Consider the following 17,409-nt stretch of genomic DNA (forward strand, 5'->3'; position numbering starts at 1 on the left):
CGGGGTGTCGAGATGAGCAATGAAATTACCGCCTGGGTCGTCAGCGTAACCTTCCATGAGCAGGCGCTGACGGAGATCAATGAGGTCAGCAACCATTTTACCCGTGCCGGGTTTGTACTAACGCTCAATGATGAAGAGGGCACGCCCCATGAGCTGGGCACCAATACCTTTGGCCTGCTGAGCGCCCAAACAGCCGAGGAAGTGAAAGCTCTCAGCGCCGGCCTGGCGGAATCGGCCCTTGGCCGTCCGGCAGAAATCGCCGTCAGCACATTCGCCGAGTGGTTAAAAGCTCAATAAATGCGTTTAGCGCAACGGAAAGCGTCAGTTGTGCGTCAGTTCCAGGTTTACCCGGTAGTAATGCGCTAACCTTATGATATGGTGGAAAACATGGGGAGAGACAGCATGTGGCAAGCAATCAGTACTCTTTTACGCGATTGGCATACCGAAGACGCTGAAATCGAACTGAAAACCGAGCTGCCCGGCGGAGAGATCCATTCCGCCTGGCATTTGCGCTTCGGCGGCAAAGATTACTTCGTGAAATGCGACGAACGGGAACTCCTGCCTATCTTCACCGCCGAGGCCGATCAGCTGGAGCTGCTGTCGCGAAGCAAAACCGTTCGCGTACCGCAGGTCTTTGCCGTCGGCAGCGATCGCGACTACAGCTTCGTGGTCATGGAATACCTCCCTCCCCGTCCGCTGGATGCGCATAACGCTTTCCTGCTTGGCCAGCAGTTAGCCCACCTGCATCGGTGGAGCGATCAGCCGCAGTTCGGTCTGGATTTTGATAACGATCTTTCCACCACGCCGCAGCCCAACGCCTGGCAGCGTCGCTGGTCGGTGTTTTTTGCCGAGCAGCGTATCGGCTGGCAGCTGGAGCTGGCGGCGGAGAAAGGGTTGCACTTTGGCGATATCGATACCTTAGTCGATGTGGTACAGCAGCGGCTGGCCAACCATCAGCCGCAACCTTCGCTGCTGCACGGGGACCTGTGGTCCGGCAACTGCGCCTTAGGGCCGGATGGCCCCTACATCTTCGACCCGGCCTGCTACTGGGGCGACCGCGAGTGTGATTTAGCAATGCTGCCGATGCACCCGGAACAACCCCCGCAGATCTATGACGGCTATCAGTCCGTCTCGCCGCTACCGGCTGGTTTTCTCGAGCGTCAGCCGATTTACCAGCTTTATACCCTGCTGAACCGGGCGATATTGTTCGGTGGCCAGCACCTGGTGACAGTCCAGCAGGCGCTGGACGATGTCCTGATGGAAAAAACGCGTTAGACAAGGTTTACGGCGGACCTCACCGGTCCGCCGCCCTGCATTATCAGTTAATCTCGACGCCGTTGAGGCGGAATTTAATGGTCATCGTCACGCCGGTTCCCGGTCTTGCCTGCTCGTAACGCCATCTGCGCATCGCGCTTTTCACCTCGCGCTCGAACATATTCGCCGGCTGGGCGGAGAGGATCTGCAAATTATCAATTCGGCCATCTGGCGTAACGTCAAACTTCACCCGCACCGTCCCTTCAATGCGCAGCGCCTGAGCGCGCGCCGGATAGGTCGGCTGGACACGGCTGATGGCCCGCGGGCCGCTCGGGGCAGTGACGGTGGGTTTGGCCGCTGCGGTGGAGGTGCTCGGCGCGGTGCGCGCTGGCGTCGTATTGTTGTTTTCAAACGGTGAAGCCGGACGCGGCTCCGCTGCCGGCTTGACGTCCCGCTTCGGCTGTTCAACCTTTTTCTCCGGCTTGGGCTTCGGTTTAGGTTTAGGTTTGGGCTTCGGCTTAGGTTCCGGTTTATGGATCACCACCGGCGCCTCTTTCGGCGGCTCAGGGACCACCTCAGGTTCCGGCTCCGGTTCGGGTTCAACAACGGGCTGCACGACGGGTTGCGCCGCCGGGGGCGGCTCAAGATCGGCCGGCGCCACCATGGTGATCTCTATCGGCTGCGTCGGGGAAGGCTGTTCAATAACCTGATGTACCGAGGTATAAAGCAGCCCCGCCACAACGGCACCGTGGATAGCCACGGACAGCAGCGTTGGCCACGGGAAGCGGCGAGGTAAATCAAGGGTCATTGCGCTCATAGTCGTTTCTGTTGAAAAATGATGCTCCGATTTTAAATGCAAATAGCAATCATATTCAATAAGCCGTCTTAACCTGAGTCAATTTTTGCCAGCATTTGCGGAAAAAAGCCGCGTCGGCAGGGCATTCGGCGCCGGGGCGCATCTTTGCATTGCAGTCCATCGTCGTTTAACTTAACGTAATTCGCCTGTTTATTGATAAGGAGCTTTGCCGTGCTTTACGTTATCTACGCTGAAGATATCGCCGATTCTCTGGAAAAGCGGCTCTCGGTTCGCCCCGCGCATCTTGCGCGTCTACAACTTTTACATGATGAAGGTCGGTTGCTTACCGCCGGACCAATGCCGGCCGTTGACAGCAACGAACCGGGCGCAGCTGGATTCAGCGGCTCAACGGTAATCGCTGAGTTTGAATCGCTGGAAGCGGCTCAGGCCTGGGCCAATGACGATCCGTACATTGCAGCTGGCGTCTACCGCCAGGTCTCTGTTAAGCCGTACAAAAAAGTATTTTGAAAAAAATCCCCTGCTATTTTTCTGGTTAACCGCAAAAACACACCAGGCCATCAGATGAAAGGGCGCATTTTGCTACACAACATTAAAATGCCGCCCTTTTTAACCGCACGAAAGCGCTGGCTGTTATCCGCCTGAGATGCCTGGAAGATGAGCACATCTCTTCCCCAGCGAGGACATCATCGACCATCACCTCGCCTTTTGCGGCAACAGAAAATGCCGACCAAACGTCGACGCCGGGCATGATATTGAATGGCTAATATATTGAATAAGTCTGTGACAGAGATCTTGCATGGATCTATCGCTTGCTTTGCATGCCAGCGCATCCCGACATCGCCCGGTAAATCTTAAATACAGTTGAAAGAAGCTCGATAAAGAGAGAAGGATTCTCAGCAACAGATATTAACGTCTGGAGTAAATAAGCATGCATATCCGGTTCAGCTAGCATAGGACCAAATATCGCCTATCTTGCTGCATTCAGGATCGCGGTGACTGGAAAGCAACCGGAAATAAAAAATGCGCTGATCCGGGCACATCCCGTAGGGATGAACGTATAAAGATCACGTGACCAGATTTACATTGCAGAGGACTTTTTAATGCCTATTAATTTCGTTAGGTAAAATTCACGCGGAGTGATTGTAGGGTTATTATTGGTTGGTTAAAATATTTGAACGGGAATAACAAATGTTTTCAATAAGCCCTGCATTTTTTTGGGCTACCATTTATGCACCTGACGCTTATGAGGATTTTTGTATGAATACCCTGAAAAAAACCGCATTATTTTCTCTGTTTGCCTTATATATTCCTGTATCACAGGCCGCTGCGACAGAATATAGCCTGGATCCACAGCATACTTCGGTTGTTATTGCCTGGAACCATTTTGGTTTCTCTAACCCTACCGCCTATATCTCTGATGTTTCAGGGAAACTCTCTTTTGACAAAGACAACCCAGAGAAATCCTCTGTGCACGTCACGCTGCCAGTCAAAACCATTGATACGCATGTCAAAGCGTTAACGGATGAGTTTTTAGGCAAAGAGTACTTCGATGTCAAAACGTATCCTGAGGCAACCTTTCAGAGCACCCGGGTGGAAAGTAAAGGCGGCAATAAATATGATGTTGAAGGTAACCTGACCATTAAAGGCATCACCAAACCGGTAGTATTGCATGCCACCCTGAACAAGCAGGACATGCATCCGATGGTGAAAAAAGAGGCCATTGGTTTTGATGCCACTGGGGTAATAAAACGTTCAGACTTCAAGCTTGATAAATATGTTCCGGCGGTGAGTGATAACGTGACCATCACGTTATCTACGGAAGCCTATGCCAAATAAATTTACACCCACAAAAGCGGTGCATTTTAATCAGAGTGGTCACCCCGATAGTTAGCATGAAATTGAAAAACGATCGGCAACCCCGCGCCCTGTTCAGGCTTCTGCAGGGCGGTTTATGTCTGTCGCAGAATAAGGAGTTCTGTCGGTAATTCCCCGTCATACCCTGACAGACATCGCATAGATATTTTATTAGGCCACCTGGCGATGTTAAAAGGGAGTTCGGCGCAGGGCTGAGAAAACGACAACGGCACCGCGCACGGTGCCGTTAGCCTGCTCGCTTAACAGTCGGGGAAAATAAACAGCAGAGCATGACGCTGCCGTTTTACCAGCCCCTTTCTGATGGCGAGGATCCGCATATTGCGGCGTGATTGGGCTTCCAGCCAGCGCGCTTTACGGCGATTCACCTGTCTCAGCATGCGCCAGCGCCCTACTTCCGTTCTACTACGCTTCATTGCAACGACTCTACGAGTGAAAACAGCCCCCATTATAAACCTCTGCCTGCGGCTGACCACCGCTTTCGCTGCGTTTTTATTTGCCAGAAAAATACTGATGCGTAAACTCATCACATAACGTCATTCAAAAGGATTTTACATCTATGACAACCTTTTACACGGTGGTGAACTGGCTGGTCATTCTGGGGTACTGGCTGTTGATCGCCGGTGTAACATTACGAATTCTAATGAAACGCCGCGCTGTGCCGTCCGCGATGGCCTGGTTATTGATCATTTATATTCTGCCGCTGGTGGGGATCATCGCCTATCTCTCCTTTGGCGAGCTGCATCTTGGCAAGCGGCGGGCAGAACGCGCGAGGGCGATGTGGCCTTCCACGGCCAAATGGTTAAACGACCTCAAAGCCTGCAAACATATCTTCGCCGAAGATAACAGCCCGGTGGCCGAGTCCCTGTTCAAGCTGTGCGAACGGCGCCAGGGCATTGGCGGCGTAAAAGGCAACCAGCTGCAGCTGCTGACGGAATCTGACGACGTCATGCAGGCCCTGATCCGCGATATTCAACTGGCTCGCCATAATATTGAGATGGTCTTCTATATCTGGCAGCCAGGCGGCATGGCCGACAGCGTCGCCGAATCGCTGATGGCCGCCGCCCGTCGCGGGGTTCACTGCCGGTTGATGCTCGACTCCGCGGGCAGTGTGGCTTTTTTCCGCAGCCCATGGGCGGCAATGATGCGTAACGCCGGCATTGAAGTGGTCGAGGCTCTCAAGGTCAATCTGATGCGTGTGTTTCTGCGCCGGATGGACCTGCGTCAGCATCGCAAAATGGTGATGATCGATAACTATATCGCCTACACCGGCAGCATGAATATGGTTGATCCCCGCTACTTTAAACAGGACTCAGGGGTCGGACAGTGGATTGACCTGATGGCGCGCATGGAAGGCCCGGTGGCGACCTCGATGGGCATCGTCTACTCCTGTGACTGGGAGATCGAGACCGGAAAGCGTATTCTGCCGCCGCCGCCGGACGTCAATATCATGCCGTTTGAAGAGGCCAGTGGACATACCATCCACACGATCGCCTCCGGCCCGGGCTTTCCGGAAGATCTGATCCATCAGGCGCTGCTCACCGCCGCCTACGCGGCGAAAGAGCATTTGATCATGACCACGCCCTACTTCGTACCCAGCGACGACCTGCTGCACGCGATCTGTACCGCTGCCCAGCGCGGCGTGGACGTGAGTATTATTTTACCGCGCAAGAACGATTCGCTGCTGGTGGGCTGGGCCAGCCGGGCCTTTTTCACCGAGCTGCTGGCAGCAGGGGTGAAGATTTACCAGTTCGAAGGCGGCCTGTTGCATACCAAGAGCGTGCTGGTCGATGGCGAACTGAGTCTGGTGGGTACCGTGAATCTGGATATGCGCAGCCTGTGGCTCAATTTTGAAATCACGCTGGTCATCGATGACGCCGGCTTCGGCAGCGATCTGGCGGCGGTCCAGGATGACTATATCTCGCGCTCGCGCCTGCTGGACGCCCGTCGCTGGTTAAAACGTCCGCTGTGGCAGCGGATCGCCGAGCGACTGTTTTACTTCTTCAGCCCGTTGCTGTAAAACGTGCCCATCAGATACCGAATGAGTAGCAATCATGGATATGGATTTAAACAACCGTCTGACCGAAGACGAAACGCTTGAGCAGGCATACGACATCTTCCTCGAACTGGCGGCCGATAACCTCGACCCGGCGGACATCATTCTGTTTAACCTGCAGTTTGAGGAGCGCGGCGGCGCCGAGCTGTTCGACCCGTCTGCAGACTGGGAAGAGCATGTGGATTACGATCTGAACCCGGATTTCTTCGCCGAAGTGGTGATTGGCCTGGCGGATACCGACGGCGGGGAAATCAATGATATCTTCGCCCGCGTACTGCTGTGCCGCGAGAAAGATCATAAGCTGTGTCATATTCTGTGGCGTGAATAACGCTGACTAGCCAGTGAAAAGCCTGCCGCGTTCCTCCCGGCAGGCTTTTTTTATGCCGAGGGTTTACTGCGGTAACGCATGGCCACAGGCGTGACAAAACCGGGCGTTATCGTCATGGTGGCCCTGCTGGCACTGCGGGCATACCCGCTGCTGACGCCGCCGGTTCAGGGCGCTGGTCATATGGGTGGTGATAAGCCCGGTCGGAATGGCAATAATGGAGTATCCGATCAGGATGAGAATGGAGGCCAGGATGCGGCCCAGCGGTGTATGCGGCGTGATATCCCCGTAGCCGACGGTAGTGATGGTTACAATGGCCCAATAGACCGAAGCGTTGAGCGTGGTAAAACCATACTCTGGCCCTTCTATCAGGTACATTAACGAGCCGAAAATCACCATCACAATGGCGATAAACGAATAGAACAGGATCAGCTGATGGCGCGCGCTGACAATCGCCCGCCAGAACACATTGAGCGAAGGCATAAAGCGCAACAGTTTGAGAATACGCAACGCGCGGATCGCCCGCATTGCCCGCCAGGCAAAGACATAATTGAGGCTAATTTCCGGCCACAGCCACATCACGTACAGCGGCAGGATGGTCGCTAAGTCAATAAACCCCCAGAAGCTGAAAATGTAGTGGAGCGGATTGGGCCATGTCGCAATACGCAGCAGATACTCCAGGGTAAAGACCGCGGTCACCAGCAGCTCCAGCCAGACGAAAATATGCCATTCATCTAATGTCAGATGATATTGCGTGCCCAGCCCCGACTCGACAAATATCACCACCACGCTGAGCAATGCGAAAAGTCCGCACAGACCTTCGAAGCGGCGGCCGGAACGTCGGTTCTGATCGAAAAGCAAATGATAAAGCCGCAGGCGAGCGGCAGAAAGCATACCCACTTCGTTAACCTCGCAAAAAAAAGGACTGACCTGCGTCAGCCCCTGAGATTATAACGGGTCTACCTTAAGGCAGGAAACCGCATGGCGGAAGCTGCCTTCCAGCACCGGACGGGTTTTGGCGCACTCCGGTCCAGCGAGCGGACAGCGGGTGCGGAAGACACAGCCCGAAGGCGGATTAATCGGCGAGGGTAATTCGCCCTCCAGCAGTTGGATGGTTTTCGTTTTTTCGAGGTCCGGATCGGGGATCGGCACCGCCGACATCAGCGCTTTGGTATAGGGATGCAGCGGATTATGGTACACCTCATCGTAGGTTCCCAGCTCCACCGCATGGCCCAGATACATCACCAGTACGCGATCGGAGATGTGCTTAACTACCGCCAGATCGTGGGCGATAAATATCAGCGACAGTCCCATTTCACGCTGCAGCTGCTGCAGCAGGTTGACCACCTGGGCCTGGATGGACACGTCAAGTGCGGACACCGGCTCATCGCAGATAATCAGCTTCGGCTCGAGGATCAGCGCCCGGGCGATGCCGATACGCTGGCACTGGCCGCCGGAAAACTCGTGCGGATAGCGGTTGATCAGGTTCGGCAGCAATCCTACCTTCATCATCATCGCCTTCACGCGGTCGCGCACTTCCTGACGCGGCATCTTCGGATGATAGGTACGCAGCGGTTCAGCGATGATTTCTCCGATGGTCATACGCGGGTTCAGCGAGGCCAGCGGATCCTGGAAGATCATCTGGATATCGCTGCGCACGTCGCGCCACTCTTCCTGCTTCATGCCCAGCAGATCTTTACCCAACCAGGCCACTTTGCCATCGGTGGCCTTCACCAGGCCAATGATGGCGCGGGCGAAAGTCGATTTACCGCAGCCTGACTCCCCCACCACGCCGAGGGTCTCGCCTTCATAGAGACGCAGCGTCACGCCATCTACGGCTTTCAGCGTTTTCGACGGCTGCCAGAACCACTGTTTGCCATCTTTAATATCGAAATGCACCTTCAGGTCGGCAATTTCGAGCAGGACTTTTCGTTGTTCAGTTACGGCGTTCATAGCAGATCCCCCACCGGTTTAAAGCAGGCGCGCAGGCGACCTGGCGCGAAAGACTCCAGCGGCGGCGCGCTGCTGCACTGTTCCATTGCATGCGGACAGCGCGGCTGGAATGGGCAGCCTTTCGGCAAACGCAGCAGGTTCGGCGGGTTGCCCGGAATGGTCAATAACGCATCGCCTTCGGCATCCAGACGAGGAACCGCATTCAACAGCCCAATAGAGTATGGGTGCGACGGCTGATAAAAGACATCGCGCGCCTGACCGTACTCCATGGTGCGGCCCGCATACATCACCAGCACTTTATCGCAGATCCCCGCCACGACTCCGAGGTCATGGGTGATCATAATGATGGCCGTATTAAATTCGCGTTTCAGCTCATTCAGTAACGTCATGATCTGCGCCTGCACAGTGACGTCCAGGGCGGTGGTCGGCTCATCGGCAATCAGCAGCCGCGGCCGGCACAGTAGCGCCATGGCAATCATCACGCGCTGGCGCATCCCGCCGGAGAACTCGTGCGGGAACATCTTCATGCGCTTGCGCGCTTCCGGCATTTTCACCGCGTCGAGCATTTTGACCGACTCCTCAAATGCTTCGGCTTTGCTCAGCCCCTTATGCAGCATCAGGACTTCCATTAACTGCTCTCCCACCCGCATATATGGGTTCAGAGAGGTCATCGGATCCTGGAAAATCATCGAGATTTGCTCGGCGCGCAGTTTGTTCAGCTCACGCTCGGGCAAATTGAGGATTTGCCGACCGTTAAAGGTGGCGGAACCACCGATGCGACCGTTGGCCGCCAGCAGCCCCATCAGGGCGAAGGCGGTCTGCGATTTACCGGAGCCGGACTCCCCGACAATACCGAGCGTTTCGCCCGCCTGGAGGGTGAAGTTCAGATCATTGACGGCGGTGACATCGCCATCCGGCGTTTTAAAGGTGACGCGAAGATCTTTCACGTCCAGCAGCAGGCCGCTGTGACTCTGCGCTTGCGGCGCTTTTGCCGTTTCAATCATGGTCATGGCAGCGCTCCTTAGCGGTCTTTCGGGTCGAGGGCATCACGCAGACCATCGCCGATAAAGTTGAAACAGAACAGGGTCACCACCAGGAAACCCGCCGGGAACAGCAACAGCCAGGGCGAGACCTCCATTGAGTTGGCGCCATCGCTGAGCAATGCCCCCCAGCTGCTGAGCGGCTCCTGCGTCCCCAACCCCAGGAAGCTGAGGAAGGATTCAAAGAGGATCATACTGGGGACCAGCAGCGAGGCGTACACCACCACCACACCCAGCACATTAGGAACGATATGGCGCAGCACGATGCTCGCTGTGGAGACCCCGCCGACCTGCGCCGCCTCAATAAACTCTTTGCGCTTCAGGCTCAAGGTCTGTCCGCGTACGATACGGGCCATGTCCAGCCAGGAGACCATGCCGATAGCGACAAAAATCAACAGGATATTCTGACCAAAAAAGGTCACCAGCAGGATAACGAAGAACATAAACGGGAAGGAGTTGAGGATCTCCAGCAGACGCATCATCACCGAATCCACTTTGCCGCCGAGATACCCGGAAAGCGAACCATACAGCGTGCCGAGGATCACCGCCACCAGCGCCGCCGCCACCCCAACCATCAGCGAAATACGCCCGCCGATCGCCACGCGCACCAGCAGATCGCGACCGGAGGAGTCGGTCCCAAAGTAGTGGCCAGAGGCCATGTCCGGGGCATTGGACATCATGCCCCAGTCGGTATCGAAATAGGAGAATGACGACACCATCGGCGCGAAGGTCACGAACAGCGCAATGAGCACCAGCATAATCAAGCTGGTGACCGCGGCGCGGTTATGCATAAAGCGGCGACGCGCATCCTGCCAGAGGCTACGCCCCTCCACTTCCAGCTTCTCACTGAAGTTTTCCAGCGCCTCGCTATTTTTCTTACTTAACATCATGGCGAACTCCGGCTTCAGTAGCGAATCTTCGGATCGATAACGGCGTAAAGCACGTCAACGATGGCGTTGAACAGAATAGTCAGGGCACCCACGAGGATCGTCAGGCTGAGCACCAGCGAGTAGTCGCGGTTAAGCGCCCCGTTAACGAACAGCTGGCCAATCCCCGGCAGGCCGTAAATGGTTTCAATGACCATTGAGCCCGTAATGATGCCCACGAAAGCCGGCCCCATATAGGAGAGCACCGGCAGCAGCGCCGGCTTCAGCGCATGGCGCAAAATAATGCGGCGCATCGGCAGCCCCTTCGCCCGCGCGGTGCGGATAAAGTTAGAGTGCAGCACTTCAATCATTGAGCCGCGGGTAATTCGCGCGATGCTGGCGATATAGGCCAGGGAAAGCGCCACCATCGGCAGGATCATAAATTTCAACGCCCCGCCGTTCCAGCCGCCGCCCGGCAGCCAGTGCAGGGTAATAGCAAAGATCATCACCAGCAGAGGCGCCACCACAAAGCTCGGAATAACCACGCCGGTCATGGCTACCCCCATCACCGCATAGTCCCAGCGGGTATTCTGCTTCAAAGCGGCAATAACGCCCGCAGCGACGCCGATCACTACCGCCAGCAAAAAGGCAGCGAAGCCCAGTTTCGCCGAAACCGGGAAGCTGGCCGCCACCAGATCGTTGACCGAATAATCTTTGTATTTAAAGGAGGGACCAAAATCGCCATGCGCCAGCTGCTTCAGGTAATTGAAGTACTGCGTCATGATGGGGTCGTTTAAATGGTATTTTGCTTCAATATTCGCCATGACTTCCGGCGGTAGCGTGCGTTCCCCGGTAAAAGGACTTCCCGGAGCCAGACGCATCATGAAGAATGAAATGGTAATAAGAATGAATAGCGTCGGAATCGCTTCCAGACAGCGACGTAAGATAAATTTTAACATTGCCCGTACCTTCTGGCGTGTGCCTTTGCACTGCTCTCAAATAAGACACGATGGAGCGAGCACAGGCCCGCTCCACGTATTGCCATTAATGTTTGATAACGTAAAGGTCTTTGGTATAGACGTTATCCATCGGGTCTTTACCGGTGTAGCCACCGACCCACGGTTTCACCAGGCGGGCGTTAACGTAGTAATAGACCGGTACGATCGCGCTGTCTTTGTCCAGCTGCTGCTCTGCTTTCGCATAGGCTGCAGTGCGCTGCGCTTCATCGGATGCTTTCACGGATTCAGCCATAATCTTATCGAACGCCGGGCTCTTATAGTGCGCAGTGTTCATTGAGCTGTCTGAAAGCATGGTATTCAGGAATGAGGTTGGCTCGTTATAGTCGGCGCACCAGCCTGCACGCGCCACGTCATAGGTACCCTGATGACGGGTATCGAGGAACGTTTTCCACTCCTGGTTGACTAACTTCACGTCAATGCCCAGGTTTTTACGCCACAGCGAGGCGGCGGCAATCGCCAGCTTCTTGTGCAAATCAGAGGTGTTATACAGCAGGTTGAAGGTCAACGGTTTATCGGCGCTATAGCCGGCTTCGGCCAGCAGTTTTTTCGCTTCTTCATTCCGTTTTTCCTGCGACCAGGTAAACCATTCCGGCTCGGTCAGTTTCGCGCCATCGGTATACGGCGGGGTGTAGCCGTAGGCCGGCAGATCGCCCTGTCCTTTTACCTTATTGGCAATAATGTCGCGGTCCAGACCCAGCTTCAGCGCGGTACGTACGCGCACGTCGGTGAACGGTGCTTTCTGGTTGTTAATTTCGTAGTAATAAGTACACAGATACGGGTCAACGTGCAGCTCGTTCGGGATCTCTTTTTTCAGTTTCTGGAAGAGCTCGATCGGCAGCTGGTTATAGGTCATATCCAGCTCACCGCTGCGGTAACGGTTAACATAGGTCACTTCAGAAGAGGTCGGCAGCCAGGTGACAGTGTTAATAACGGTTTTGGCATTATCCCAGTAATGCGGGTTGCGCTCCATGACGATACGTTCGTTGACCACCCAGTCTTTCAGGGTGTACGCGCCATTGGTGACGATATTGCCAGGCTGCGTCCACTTCTCGCCAAATTTTTCAATCGCTGGTTTGTAGACAGGAGACATCGCCGGGTTAACCAGCAGTTTATAAAAATAGGGTACTGGCTCGCTGAGGGTGACTTCCAGCGTGTGGTCGTCAATGGCTTTTACGCCCAGTTCGCTCGGAGCTTTCTTGCCGTCAATGATTTCGTCGACGTTCACGATATGACCATACTGCGGATAGCTGGCATAAGGAGACGCGGTTTTCGGATCCACCAGACGCTGCCAGCTATAAACGAAGTCCTGGGCGGTCACCGGCTCGCCGTTAGACCATTTCGCATCTTTACGCAGATGGAAAGTCCAGACTTTGAAATCTTTATTATCCCAGCTCTCTGCCACGCCAGGGATCGGGTGGCCATCTTTCGGCGAGGTATTCAGCAAGCCTTCGAACAGGTCGCGGCTAATATTCGCCTCAGGCACCCCTTCGATTTTATTCGGGTCCAGCGATTGCGGTTCGGCGCCGCTATTTCGCACCAGCGTTTGCTTATCCGAAAGCTGCACACCGGCCGGGACATCCGCTGCCATAGCCATATTGCCGGCCATGAGTGCGGATAGCACTCCTGCGGCGATCAAACGTTTTTTAGTGATGATGGTCATTGTGTTGTAACTCCAGTCATTATAATTACTGGTTTTTTAACCAGCCTGTTTTTTTCCCGTTTAGGGGATCTGTCCAGCGCAGGAGTGTTTGCGATTGGCAGATTGCTATCACCGACTTATTTATTACGACCGCTCGAACGGCAGTCTTAACGTCGATTCGTTCCCCCTCGCTGGGGGGCAGTTCCGGCATAGCGAGATCATTAAAAATGATTCTCATTTACGCACATAATTCAGCAGACGATAACGGCGGAAAGTACCAAAAGGTAAACACCTCCGCCAATGCAATTTGCAAATATGTTACCGGATTCTCTTTTATTGCCGGCTTTGCCAGCGTTACTCGCGGTTGCCACAAAACGCCGATAGAAAAATATCATTATTAATCATTTAGTTATGACACTTTCACCAGCCAACATACTGATCAACGACCGCAAGATGATTTTTTGTACAAAAATTTAACAATAGATTACTTTTTAGCACATTCATCTACAGCCTTGTTAAAATTACTAATATCATTTCGATGATCCGACAGCAAGTACCAGAGAATGATGTGAAGAAAATAACATCACAGGATGGGGAGACGTGAGGGGAATGTTAAGAGAAATATTTCATATATTAATGAAAATTATGGAATTAATAGCGATATCGCAAAATGTTATTCCTACCGCCGGTTACGCGCTGGCTAATAGGTTTTGCTAATAATCGCGCAGGCGAGAAGGGAACCTACCCGCCTGCGTGGCAACCAGCTAACTCAGCAGCCCCGGAAAGAGCGCTTTAATCCCCGTCACAATAAACTCAATGCCAAGGGCCATCAGCAGCAGGCCCATAATACGGGTGATAACGTTGATCCCTGTCTGCCCTAGCAGACGCACCAGCCACGGCGCCATGCGGAAAATCCCCCAGCAGCAGAGGGCAAAGACGGCAATCGCCAGTGAAAAACCGACGAGGTGCACCCAGGAGTGATACCGCGTACCCCACACGATAGTGGAACTGATTGCCCCCGGTCCGGCCATCAGCGGTAGCGCGAGAGGAACCACGCCGATGCTCTCCCGCACCGCCGTCTCCGACTTCTCCTGCTTGTTCTGCTTATCTTCACCGAGCTTACCGCTGATCATCGACATCGCGATGGTCACCACCAGGATGCCGCCGGCGATACGGAATGAATCAATGGAGATACCAAAAATCTGCAGAATGCCATCGCCGAGAAACAATGACGTCAGGAGGATGATCGCCACCGACAGGTTGGCGGTCAGGTTGGTCTTATTGCGCACTGCTGCCGGTTGGTAGCTGGTCATACTAATGAACACAGGAATAATGCCCACCGGGTTAACCAGAGCAAATAAGCCGATGAAAAACTTGAAATATGCAGAAAAATCGAACAGTGATTGAGTCACAATGGGCTCCGCAGCATCATCAAAATTGGCGGTTGACTGTTAACAGCATAAAATAACTGCGCGAAACATACGCTTTTTGCATGCAATATTCATTATAAATATGCATAACCCGGTGATATGTATCGAATGTTAGCTATTTGTAGTTTTAATGCTAATCGTTTTTTTAATTTCAAAACCCTCCCATTACACTTGATCGAACCGGTCAAAAAGCAGTCAGCTGAAAGGTATCAGCAGTGCCAATACTTGATCTAAATCACGTAATTTGTACTCAGAAGTGAGTAATCTTGATGACACCAACAGAGTGGAAGGCAGCAGTACCTGAAAGTTAAAAAGATAAAGCTTTTTTAGTAAATCGGTAAAACAGCGTCCTGATTTTCCTACATAAACATTTACATGCAAGCTGTTTACAGCCTGTCTATAATGTCGAATCGAGCGACTGATTTACTAAAAAAGTTTAACATTATCAGGAGAGCATTATGGCTGTTACTAATATCGCTGAACTGAACGCGCTTGTTGAGCGTGTCAAGAAAGCCCAGCGTGAATATGCCAGTTTCACTCAAGAACAAGTCGACAAAATCTTCCGCGCCGCCGCGCTGGCCGCTGCAGATGCTCGAATCCCTCTCGCCAAAATGGCCGTTGCCGAATCCGGCATGGGCATCGTTGAAGACAAAGTGATCAAAAACCACTTCGCTTCCGAATACATCTACAACGCTTATAAAGACGAAAAAACCTGTGGCGTCCTGTCAGAAGACGACACTTTTGGTACCATCACTATCGCTGAACCTATCGGCATCATCTGCGGTATCGTTCCGACCACGAACCCGACTTCAACAGCCATCTTCAAATCGCTCATCAGCCTGAAGACGCGTAACGCCATCATTTTCTCTCCGCACCCGCGTGCTAAAGAAGCCACTAACAAAGCGGCTGACATTGTCCTGCAGGCTGCCATCGCTGCCGGCGCACCGAAAGACCTGATTGGTTGGATCGATCAGCCGTCTGTTGAGCTGTCTAACGCCCTGATGCACCACCCGGATATCAACCTGATCCTTGCAACCGGTGGTCCAGGCATGGTGAAAGCAGCATACAGCTCCGGTAAACCTGCTATCGGCGTAGGTGCCGGTAACACCCCGGTGGTGATTGATGAAACGGCTGACATCAAACGCGCCGTTGCTTCCGTTCTGATGTCTAAAACCTTCGATAACGGCGTTATCTGTGCTTCTGAGCAGTCCGTTGTGGTGGTTGATTCCGTTTATGACGCGGTTCGCGAACGTTTCGCCAGCCACGGCGGCTACCTGCTGCAGGGTAAAGAGCTGAAAGCCGTTCAGGACATTATCCTGAAAAATGGCGCGCTGAACGCCGCTATCGTTGGTCAGCCTGCAGCGAAAATCGCTGAACTGGCAGGCTTCACCGTACCGGCCACGACTAAAATCCTGATTGGCGAAGTCACCGACGTTGACGAAAGCGAGCCGTTTGCTCACGAAAAACTGTCTCCGACGCTGGCGATGTACCGTGCGAAAGATTTCGAAGACGCCGTGACCAAAGCAGAAAAACTGGTCGCCATGGGCGGTATCGGTCATACCTCTTGCCTGTACACCGACCAGGATAACCAGCCGGCTCGCGTGGCTTACTTCGGCCAGATGATGAAAACGGCGCGTATCCTGATCAACACCCCGGCTTCTCAGGGTGGTATCGGTGACCTGTACAACTTCAAACTCGCTCCTTCCCTGACTCTGGGTTGTGGTTCCTGGGGTGGTAACTCCATCTCTGAAAACGTTGGTCCGAAACACCTGATCAACAAGAAAACCGTTGCTAAGCGAGCTGAAAACATGTTGTGGCACAAACTTCCGAAATCTATCTACTTCCGTCGTGGCTCCCTGCCTATCGCACTGGATGAAGTGATTACTGATGGTCACAAACGCGCGCTGATCGTGACTGACCGCTTCCTGTTCAACAACGGTTATGCCGATCAGATCACCTCCGTACTGAAAGCTGCGGGTGTGGAAACTGAAGTCTTCTTCGAAGTTGAAGCTGACCCGACGCTGACCATCGTACGTAAAGGTGCTGAACTGGCGAACTCCTTCAAACCAGACGTGATCATCGCGCTGGGCGGCGGTTCCCCGATGGATGCGGCGAAAATCATGTGGGTCATGTACGAACATCCGGAAACCCACTTCGAAGAACTGGCCCTGCGCTTTATGGATATCCGTAAACGTATCTACAAGTTCCCGAAAATGGGCGTTAAAGCCAAGATGGTGGCGATCACTACCACCTCCGGTACCGGTTCTGAAGTTACGCCGTTCGCCGTTGTGACCGACGACGCGACAGGTCAGAAATATCCGCTGGCGGACTACGCGCTGACCCCGGATATGGCCATCGTCGATGCCAACCTGGTGATGGATATGCCGAAATCGCTGTGTGCGTTCGGTGGTCTGGATGCAGTGACCCACGCCCTGGAAGCTTACGTTTCCGTTCTGGCTTCTGAGTTCTCTGACGGCCAGGCTCTGCAGGCGCTGAAGCTGCTGAAAGAGTACCTGCCGGCGTCCTACCACGAAGGTTCCAAGAACCCGGTTGCCCGCGAGCGCGTACACAGTGCCGCTACCATCGCCGGTATTGCGTTTGCTAACGCCTTCCTCGGCGTGTGCCACTCCATGGCGCACAAACTGGGTTCCCAGTTCCATATCCCGCACGGTCTGGCCAACGCCCTGCTGATCTGCAACGTTATCCGCTACAACGCGAATGACAACCCGACCAAGCAGACCGCGTTCAGCCAGTACGACCGTCCGCAGGCTCGTCGTCGCTACGCTGAAATCGCCGATCACCTGGGTCTCTCCGCACCGGGCGACCGCACCGCAGCGAAAATCGAGAAACTGCTGGCATGGCTGGAAAGCGTGAAAGCTGAGCTGGGTATTCCGAAATCTATCCGCGAAGCTGGCGTTCAGGAAGCTGACTTCCTGGCCCATGTTGATAAGCTGTCTGAAGATGCATTCGATGACCAGTGCACCGGCGCTAACCCGCGCTACCCGCTGATCTCCGAACTGAAACAGATCCTGCTGGATACCTACTACGGTCGCGAGTTCGTCGAAGGCGAAGCCGCCGCGAAAGCCGAAGCGGCACCAGTGAAAGCTGAGAAAAAAGCGAAAAAATCCGCTTAATCAA

17 protein-coding genes are annotated in these 17,409 nt (G+C 53.9%); 7 read left to right on the forward strand and 10 right to left on the reverse strand.

Features of this window, described 5'->3' with window-relative positions:
* Window positions 1-12: 12 nt before the first annotated feature.
* Both ghoS and GQR96_RS14530 read left to right on the forward strand, forming a co-directional pair.
* Window positions 13-297 carry a type V toxin-antitoxin system endoribonuclease antitoxin GhoS gene (gene ghoS / locus GQR96_RS14525; RefSeq protein ID WP_064149766.1) on the forward strand — a complete coding sequence of 95 codons (285 nt, stop codon included), beginning with the start codon at window positions 13-15 and terminating at the stop codon, window positions 295-297.
* A 105-nt stretch (window positions 298-402) separates the two neighbouring features.
* Entirely contained in the window at window positions 403-1,275 is an 873-nt protein-coding gene (locus GQR96_RS14530) for a fructosamine kinase family protein (RefSeq protein ID WP_004203150.1), read from the forward strand.
* Between the two features lie 43 nt (window positions 1,276-1,318).
* On the opposite strand, the gene tonB is transcribed toward GQR96_RS14530, so the two are convergent.
* Window positions 1,319-2,071: a TonB system transport protein TonB gene (gene tonB, locus GQR96_RS14535; RefSeq protein WP_065904576.1), complete on the reverse strand. Its 753-nt coding sequence runs from the start codon at window positions 2,069-2,071 to the stop codon at window positions 1,319-1,321.
* Window positions 2,072-2,281: 210 nt separating this feature from the next.
* Here tonB and GQR96_RS14540 point away from each other — a divergent pair, with 210 nt between their 5' ends.
* Window positions 2,282-2,578: a YciI family protein gene (locus GQR96_RS14540; protein ID WP_002910042.1), complete on the forward strand. Its 297-nt coding sequence runs from the start codon at window positions 2,282-2,284 to the stop codon at window positions 2,576-2,578.
* 681 nt (window positions 2,579-3,259) lie between these two features.
* Window positions 3,260-3,907, forward strand: a complete 648-nt coding sequence (locus GQR96_RS14545; RefSeq protein WP_072140483.1) for a YceI family protein — start codon at window positions 3,260-3,262, stop codon at window positions 3,905-3,907.
* A gap of 278 nt (window positions 3,908-4,185) precedes the next feature.
* On the opposite strand, the gene GQR96_RS14550 is transcribed toward GQR96_RS14545, so the two are convergent.
* Window positions 4,186-4,359 carry a YciY family protein gene (locus GQR96_RS14550; RefSeq protein ID WP_023290120.1) on the reverse strand — a complete coding sequence of 58 codons (174 nt, stop codon included), beginning with the start codon at window positions 4,357-4,359 and terminating at the stop codon, window positions 4,186-4,188.
* 143 nt (window positions 4,360-4,502) lie between these two features.
* Here GQR96_RS14550 and cls point away from each other — a divergent pair, with 143 nt between their 5' ends.
* On the forward strand, window positions 4,503-5,963 hold the full coding sequence (gene cls / locus GQR96_RS14555) for a cardiolipin synthase (protein WP_004203158.1): 1,461 nt from the start codon (window positions 4,503-4,505) through the stop codon (window positions 5,961-5,963).
* Window positions 5,964-5,997: 34 nt separating this feature from the next.
* On the forward strand, window positions 5,998-6,327 hold the full coding sequence (locus tag GQR96_RS14560) for an HI1450 family dsDNA-mimic protein (RefSeq protein ID WP_002910079.1): 330 nt from the start codon (window positions 5,998-6,000) through the stop codon (window positions 6,325-6,327).
* Between the two features lie 63 nt (window positions 6,328-6,390).
* On the opposite strand, the gene GQR96_RS14565 is transcribed toward GQR96_RS14560, so the two are convergent.
* From GQR96_RS14565 to GQR96_RS14600, 8 genes are all read right to left on the reverse strand, one after another.
* The gene (locus tag GQR96_RS14565; RefSeq protein ID WP_004203160.1) at window positions 6,391-7,218 is read right to left on the reverse strand and encodes an ion transporter; all 828 of its coding nucleotides are present in this window, start codon (window positions 7,216-7,218) and stop codon (window positions 6,391-6,393) included.
* A 54-nt stretch (window positions 7,219-7,272) separates the two neighbouring features.
* Window positions 7,273-8,277, reverse strand: coding sequence for a murein tripeptide/oligopeptide ABC transporter ATP-binding protein OppF (gene oppF, locus GQR96_RS14570; protein ID WP_002910083.1), 1,005 nt, complete (start codon window positions 8,275-8,277; stop codon window positions 7,273-7,275).
* Window positions 8,274-9,287, reverse strand: coding sequence for an ABC transporter ATP-binding protein (locus GQR96_RS14575; protein ID WP_004151853.1), 1,014 nt, complete (start codon window positions 9,285-9,287; stop codon window positions 8,274-8,276). Before GQR96_RS14575 ends, oppF begins: the two co-directional genes overlap by 4 nt.
* 11 nt (window positions 9,288-9,298) lie before the next feature.
* The gene (oppC, locus tag GQR96_RS14580; RefSeq protein ID WP_004145396.1) at window positions 9,299-10,207 is read right to left on the reverse strand and encodes an oligopeptide ABC transporter permease OppC; all 909 of its coding nucleotides are present in this window, start codon (window positions 10,205-10,207) and stop codon (window positions 9,299-9,301) included.
* A gap of 14 nt (window positions 10,208-10,221) precedes the next feature.
* The gene (gene oppB, locus GQR96_RS14585; protein WP_002910089.1) at window positions 10,222-11,142 is read right to left on the reverse strand and encodes an oligopeptide ABC transporter permease OppB; all 921 of its coding nucleotides are present in this window, start codon (window positions 11,140-11,142) and stop codon (window positions 10,222-10,224) included.
* A gap of 85 nt (window positions 11,143-11,227) precedes the next feature.
* Window positions 11,228-12,862 carry an oligopeptide ABC transporter substrate-binding protein OppA gene (gene oppA / locus GQR96_RS14590; RefSeq protein ID WP_004203164.1) on the reverse strand — a complete coding sequence of 545 codons (1,635 nt, stop codon included), beginning with the start codon at window positions 12,860-12,862 and terminating at the stop codon, window positions 11,228-11,230.
* 743 nt (window positions 12,863-13,605) lie between these two features.
* Window positions 13,606-14,253 carry a YchE family NAAT transporter gene (locus GQR96_RS14595; RefSeq protein ID WP_002910095.1) on the reverse strand — a complete coding sequence of 216 codons (648 nt, stop codon included), beginning with the start codon at window positions 14,251-14,253 and terminating at the stop codon, window positions 13,606-13,608.
* A gap of 213 nt (window positions 14,254-14,466) precedes the next feature.
* Window positions 14,467-14,652 carry a hypothetical protein gene (locus GQR96_RS14600; RefSeq protein WP_032425908.1) on the reverse strand — a complete coding sequence of 62 codons (186 nt, stop codon included), beginning with the start codon at window positions 14,650-14,652 and terminating at the stop codon, window positions 14,467-14,469.
* A gap of 77 nt (window positions 14,653-14,729) precedes the next feature.
* Here GQR96_RS14600 and adhE point away from each other — a divergent pair, with 77 nt between their 5' ends.
* Window positions 14,730-17,405 (forward strand): bifunctional acetaldehyde-CoA/alcohol dehydrogenase, encoded by a 2,676-nt coding sequence (adhE, locus tag GQR96_RS14605; protein WP_004203165.1) that lies wholly within the window; start codon window positions 14,730-14,732, stop codon window positions 17,403-17,405.
* The last annotated feature ends 4 nt before the right edge of the window (window positions 17,406-17,409 follow it).

Source organism: Klebsiella sp. PCX, from assembly GCF_021869705.1.
In the GTDB taxonomy this organism is placed as follows: domain Bacteria; phylum Pseudomonadota; class Gammaproteobacteria; order Enterobacterales; family Enterobacteriaceae; genus Klebsiella; species Klebsiella quasipneumoniae.

What these genes read in the sequence shown, in the direction of transcription:
- ghoS (WP_064149766.1), top strand. Translation starts at nt 13, where the DNA reads ATGAGCAATGAAATTACCGCCTGGGTCGTCAGCGTAACCTTCCATGAG.
- GQR96_RS14530 (WP_004203150.1), top strand. Translation starts at nt 403, where the DNA reads ATGTGGCAAGCAATCAGTACTCTTTTACGCGATTGGCATACCGAAGAC.
- tonB (WP_065904576.1), bottom strand. Translation starts at nt 2,071, where the DNA reads ATGAGCGCAATGACCCTTGATTTACCTCGCCGCTTCCCGTGGCCAACG.
- GQR96_RS14545 (WP_072140483.1), top strand. Translation starts at nt 3,260, where the DNA reads ATGTTTTCAATAAGCCCTGCATTTTTTTGGGCTACCATTTATGCACCT.
- GQR96_RS14550 (WP_023290120.1), bottom strand. Translation starts at nt 4,359, where the DNA reads ATGAAGCGTAGTAGAACGGAAGTAGGGCGCTGGCGCATGCTGAGACAG.
- cls (WP_004203158.1), top strand. Translation starts at nt 4,503, where the DNA reads ATGACAACCTTTTACACGGTGGTGAACTGGCTGGTCATTCTGGGGTAC.
- GQR96_RS14560 (WP_002910079.1), top strand. Translation starts at nt 5,998, where the DNA reads ATGGATATGGATTTAAACAACCGTCTGACCGAAGACGAAACGCTTGAG.
- GQR96_RS14565 (WP_004203160.1), bottom strand. Translation starts at nt 7,218, where the DNA reads ATGCTTTCTGCCGCTCGCCTGCGGCTTTATCATTTGCTTTTCGATCAG.
- oppF (WP_002910083.1), bottom strand. Translation starts at nt 8,277, where the DNA reads ATGAACGCCGTAACTGAACAACGAAAAGTCCTGCTCGAAATTGCCGAC.
- GQR96_RS14575 (WP_004151853.1), bottom strand. Translation starts at nt 9,287, where the DNA reads ATGACCATGATTGAAACGGCAAAAGCGCCGCAAGCGCAGAGTCACAGC.
- oppC (WP_004145396.1), bottom strand. Translation starts at nt 10,207, where the DNA reads ATGATGTTAAGTAAGAAAAATAGCGAGGCGCTGGAAAACTTCAGTGAG.
- oppB (WP_002910089.1), bottom strand. Translation starts at nt 11,142, where the DNA reads ATGTTAAAATTTATCTTACGTCGCTGTCTGGAAGCGATTCCGACGCTA.
- oppA (WP_004203164.1), bottom strand. Translation starts at nt 12,862, where the DNA reads ATGACCATCATCACTAAAAAACGTTTGATCGCCGCAGGAGTGCTATCC.
- adhE (WP_004203165.1), top strand. Translation starts at nt 14,730, where the DNA reads ATGGCTGTTACTAATATCGCTGAACTGAACGCGCTTGTTGAGCGTGTC.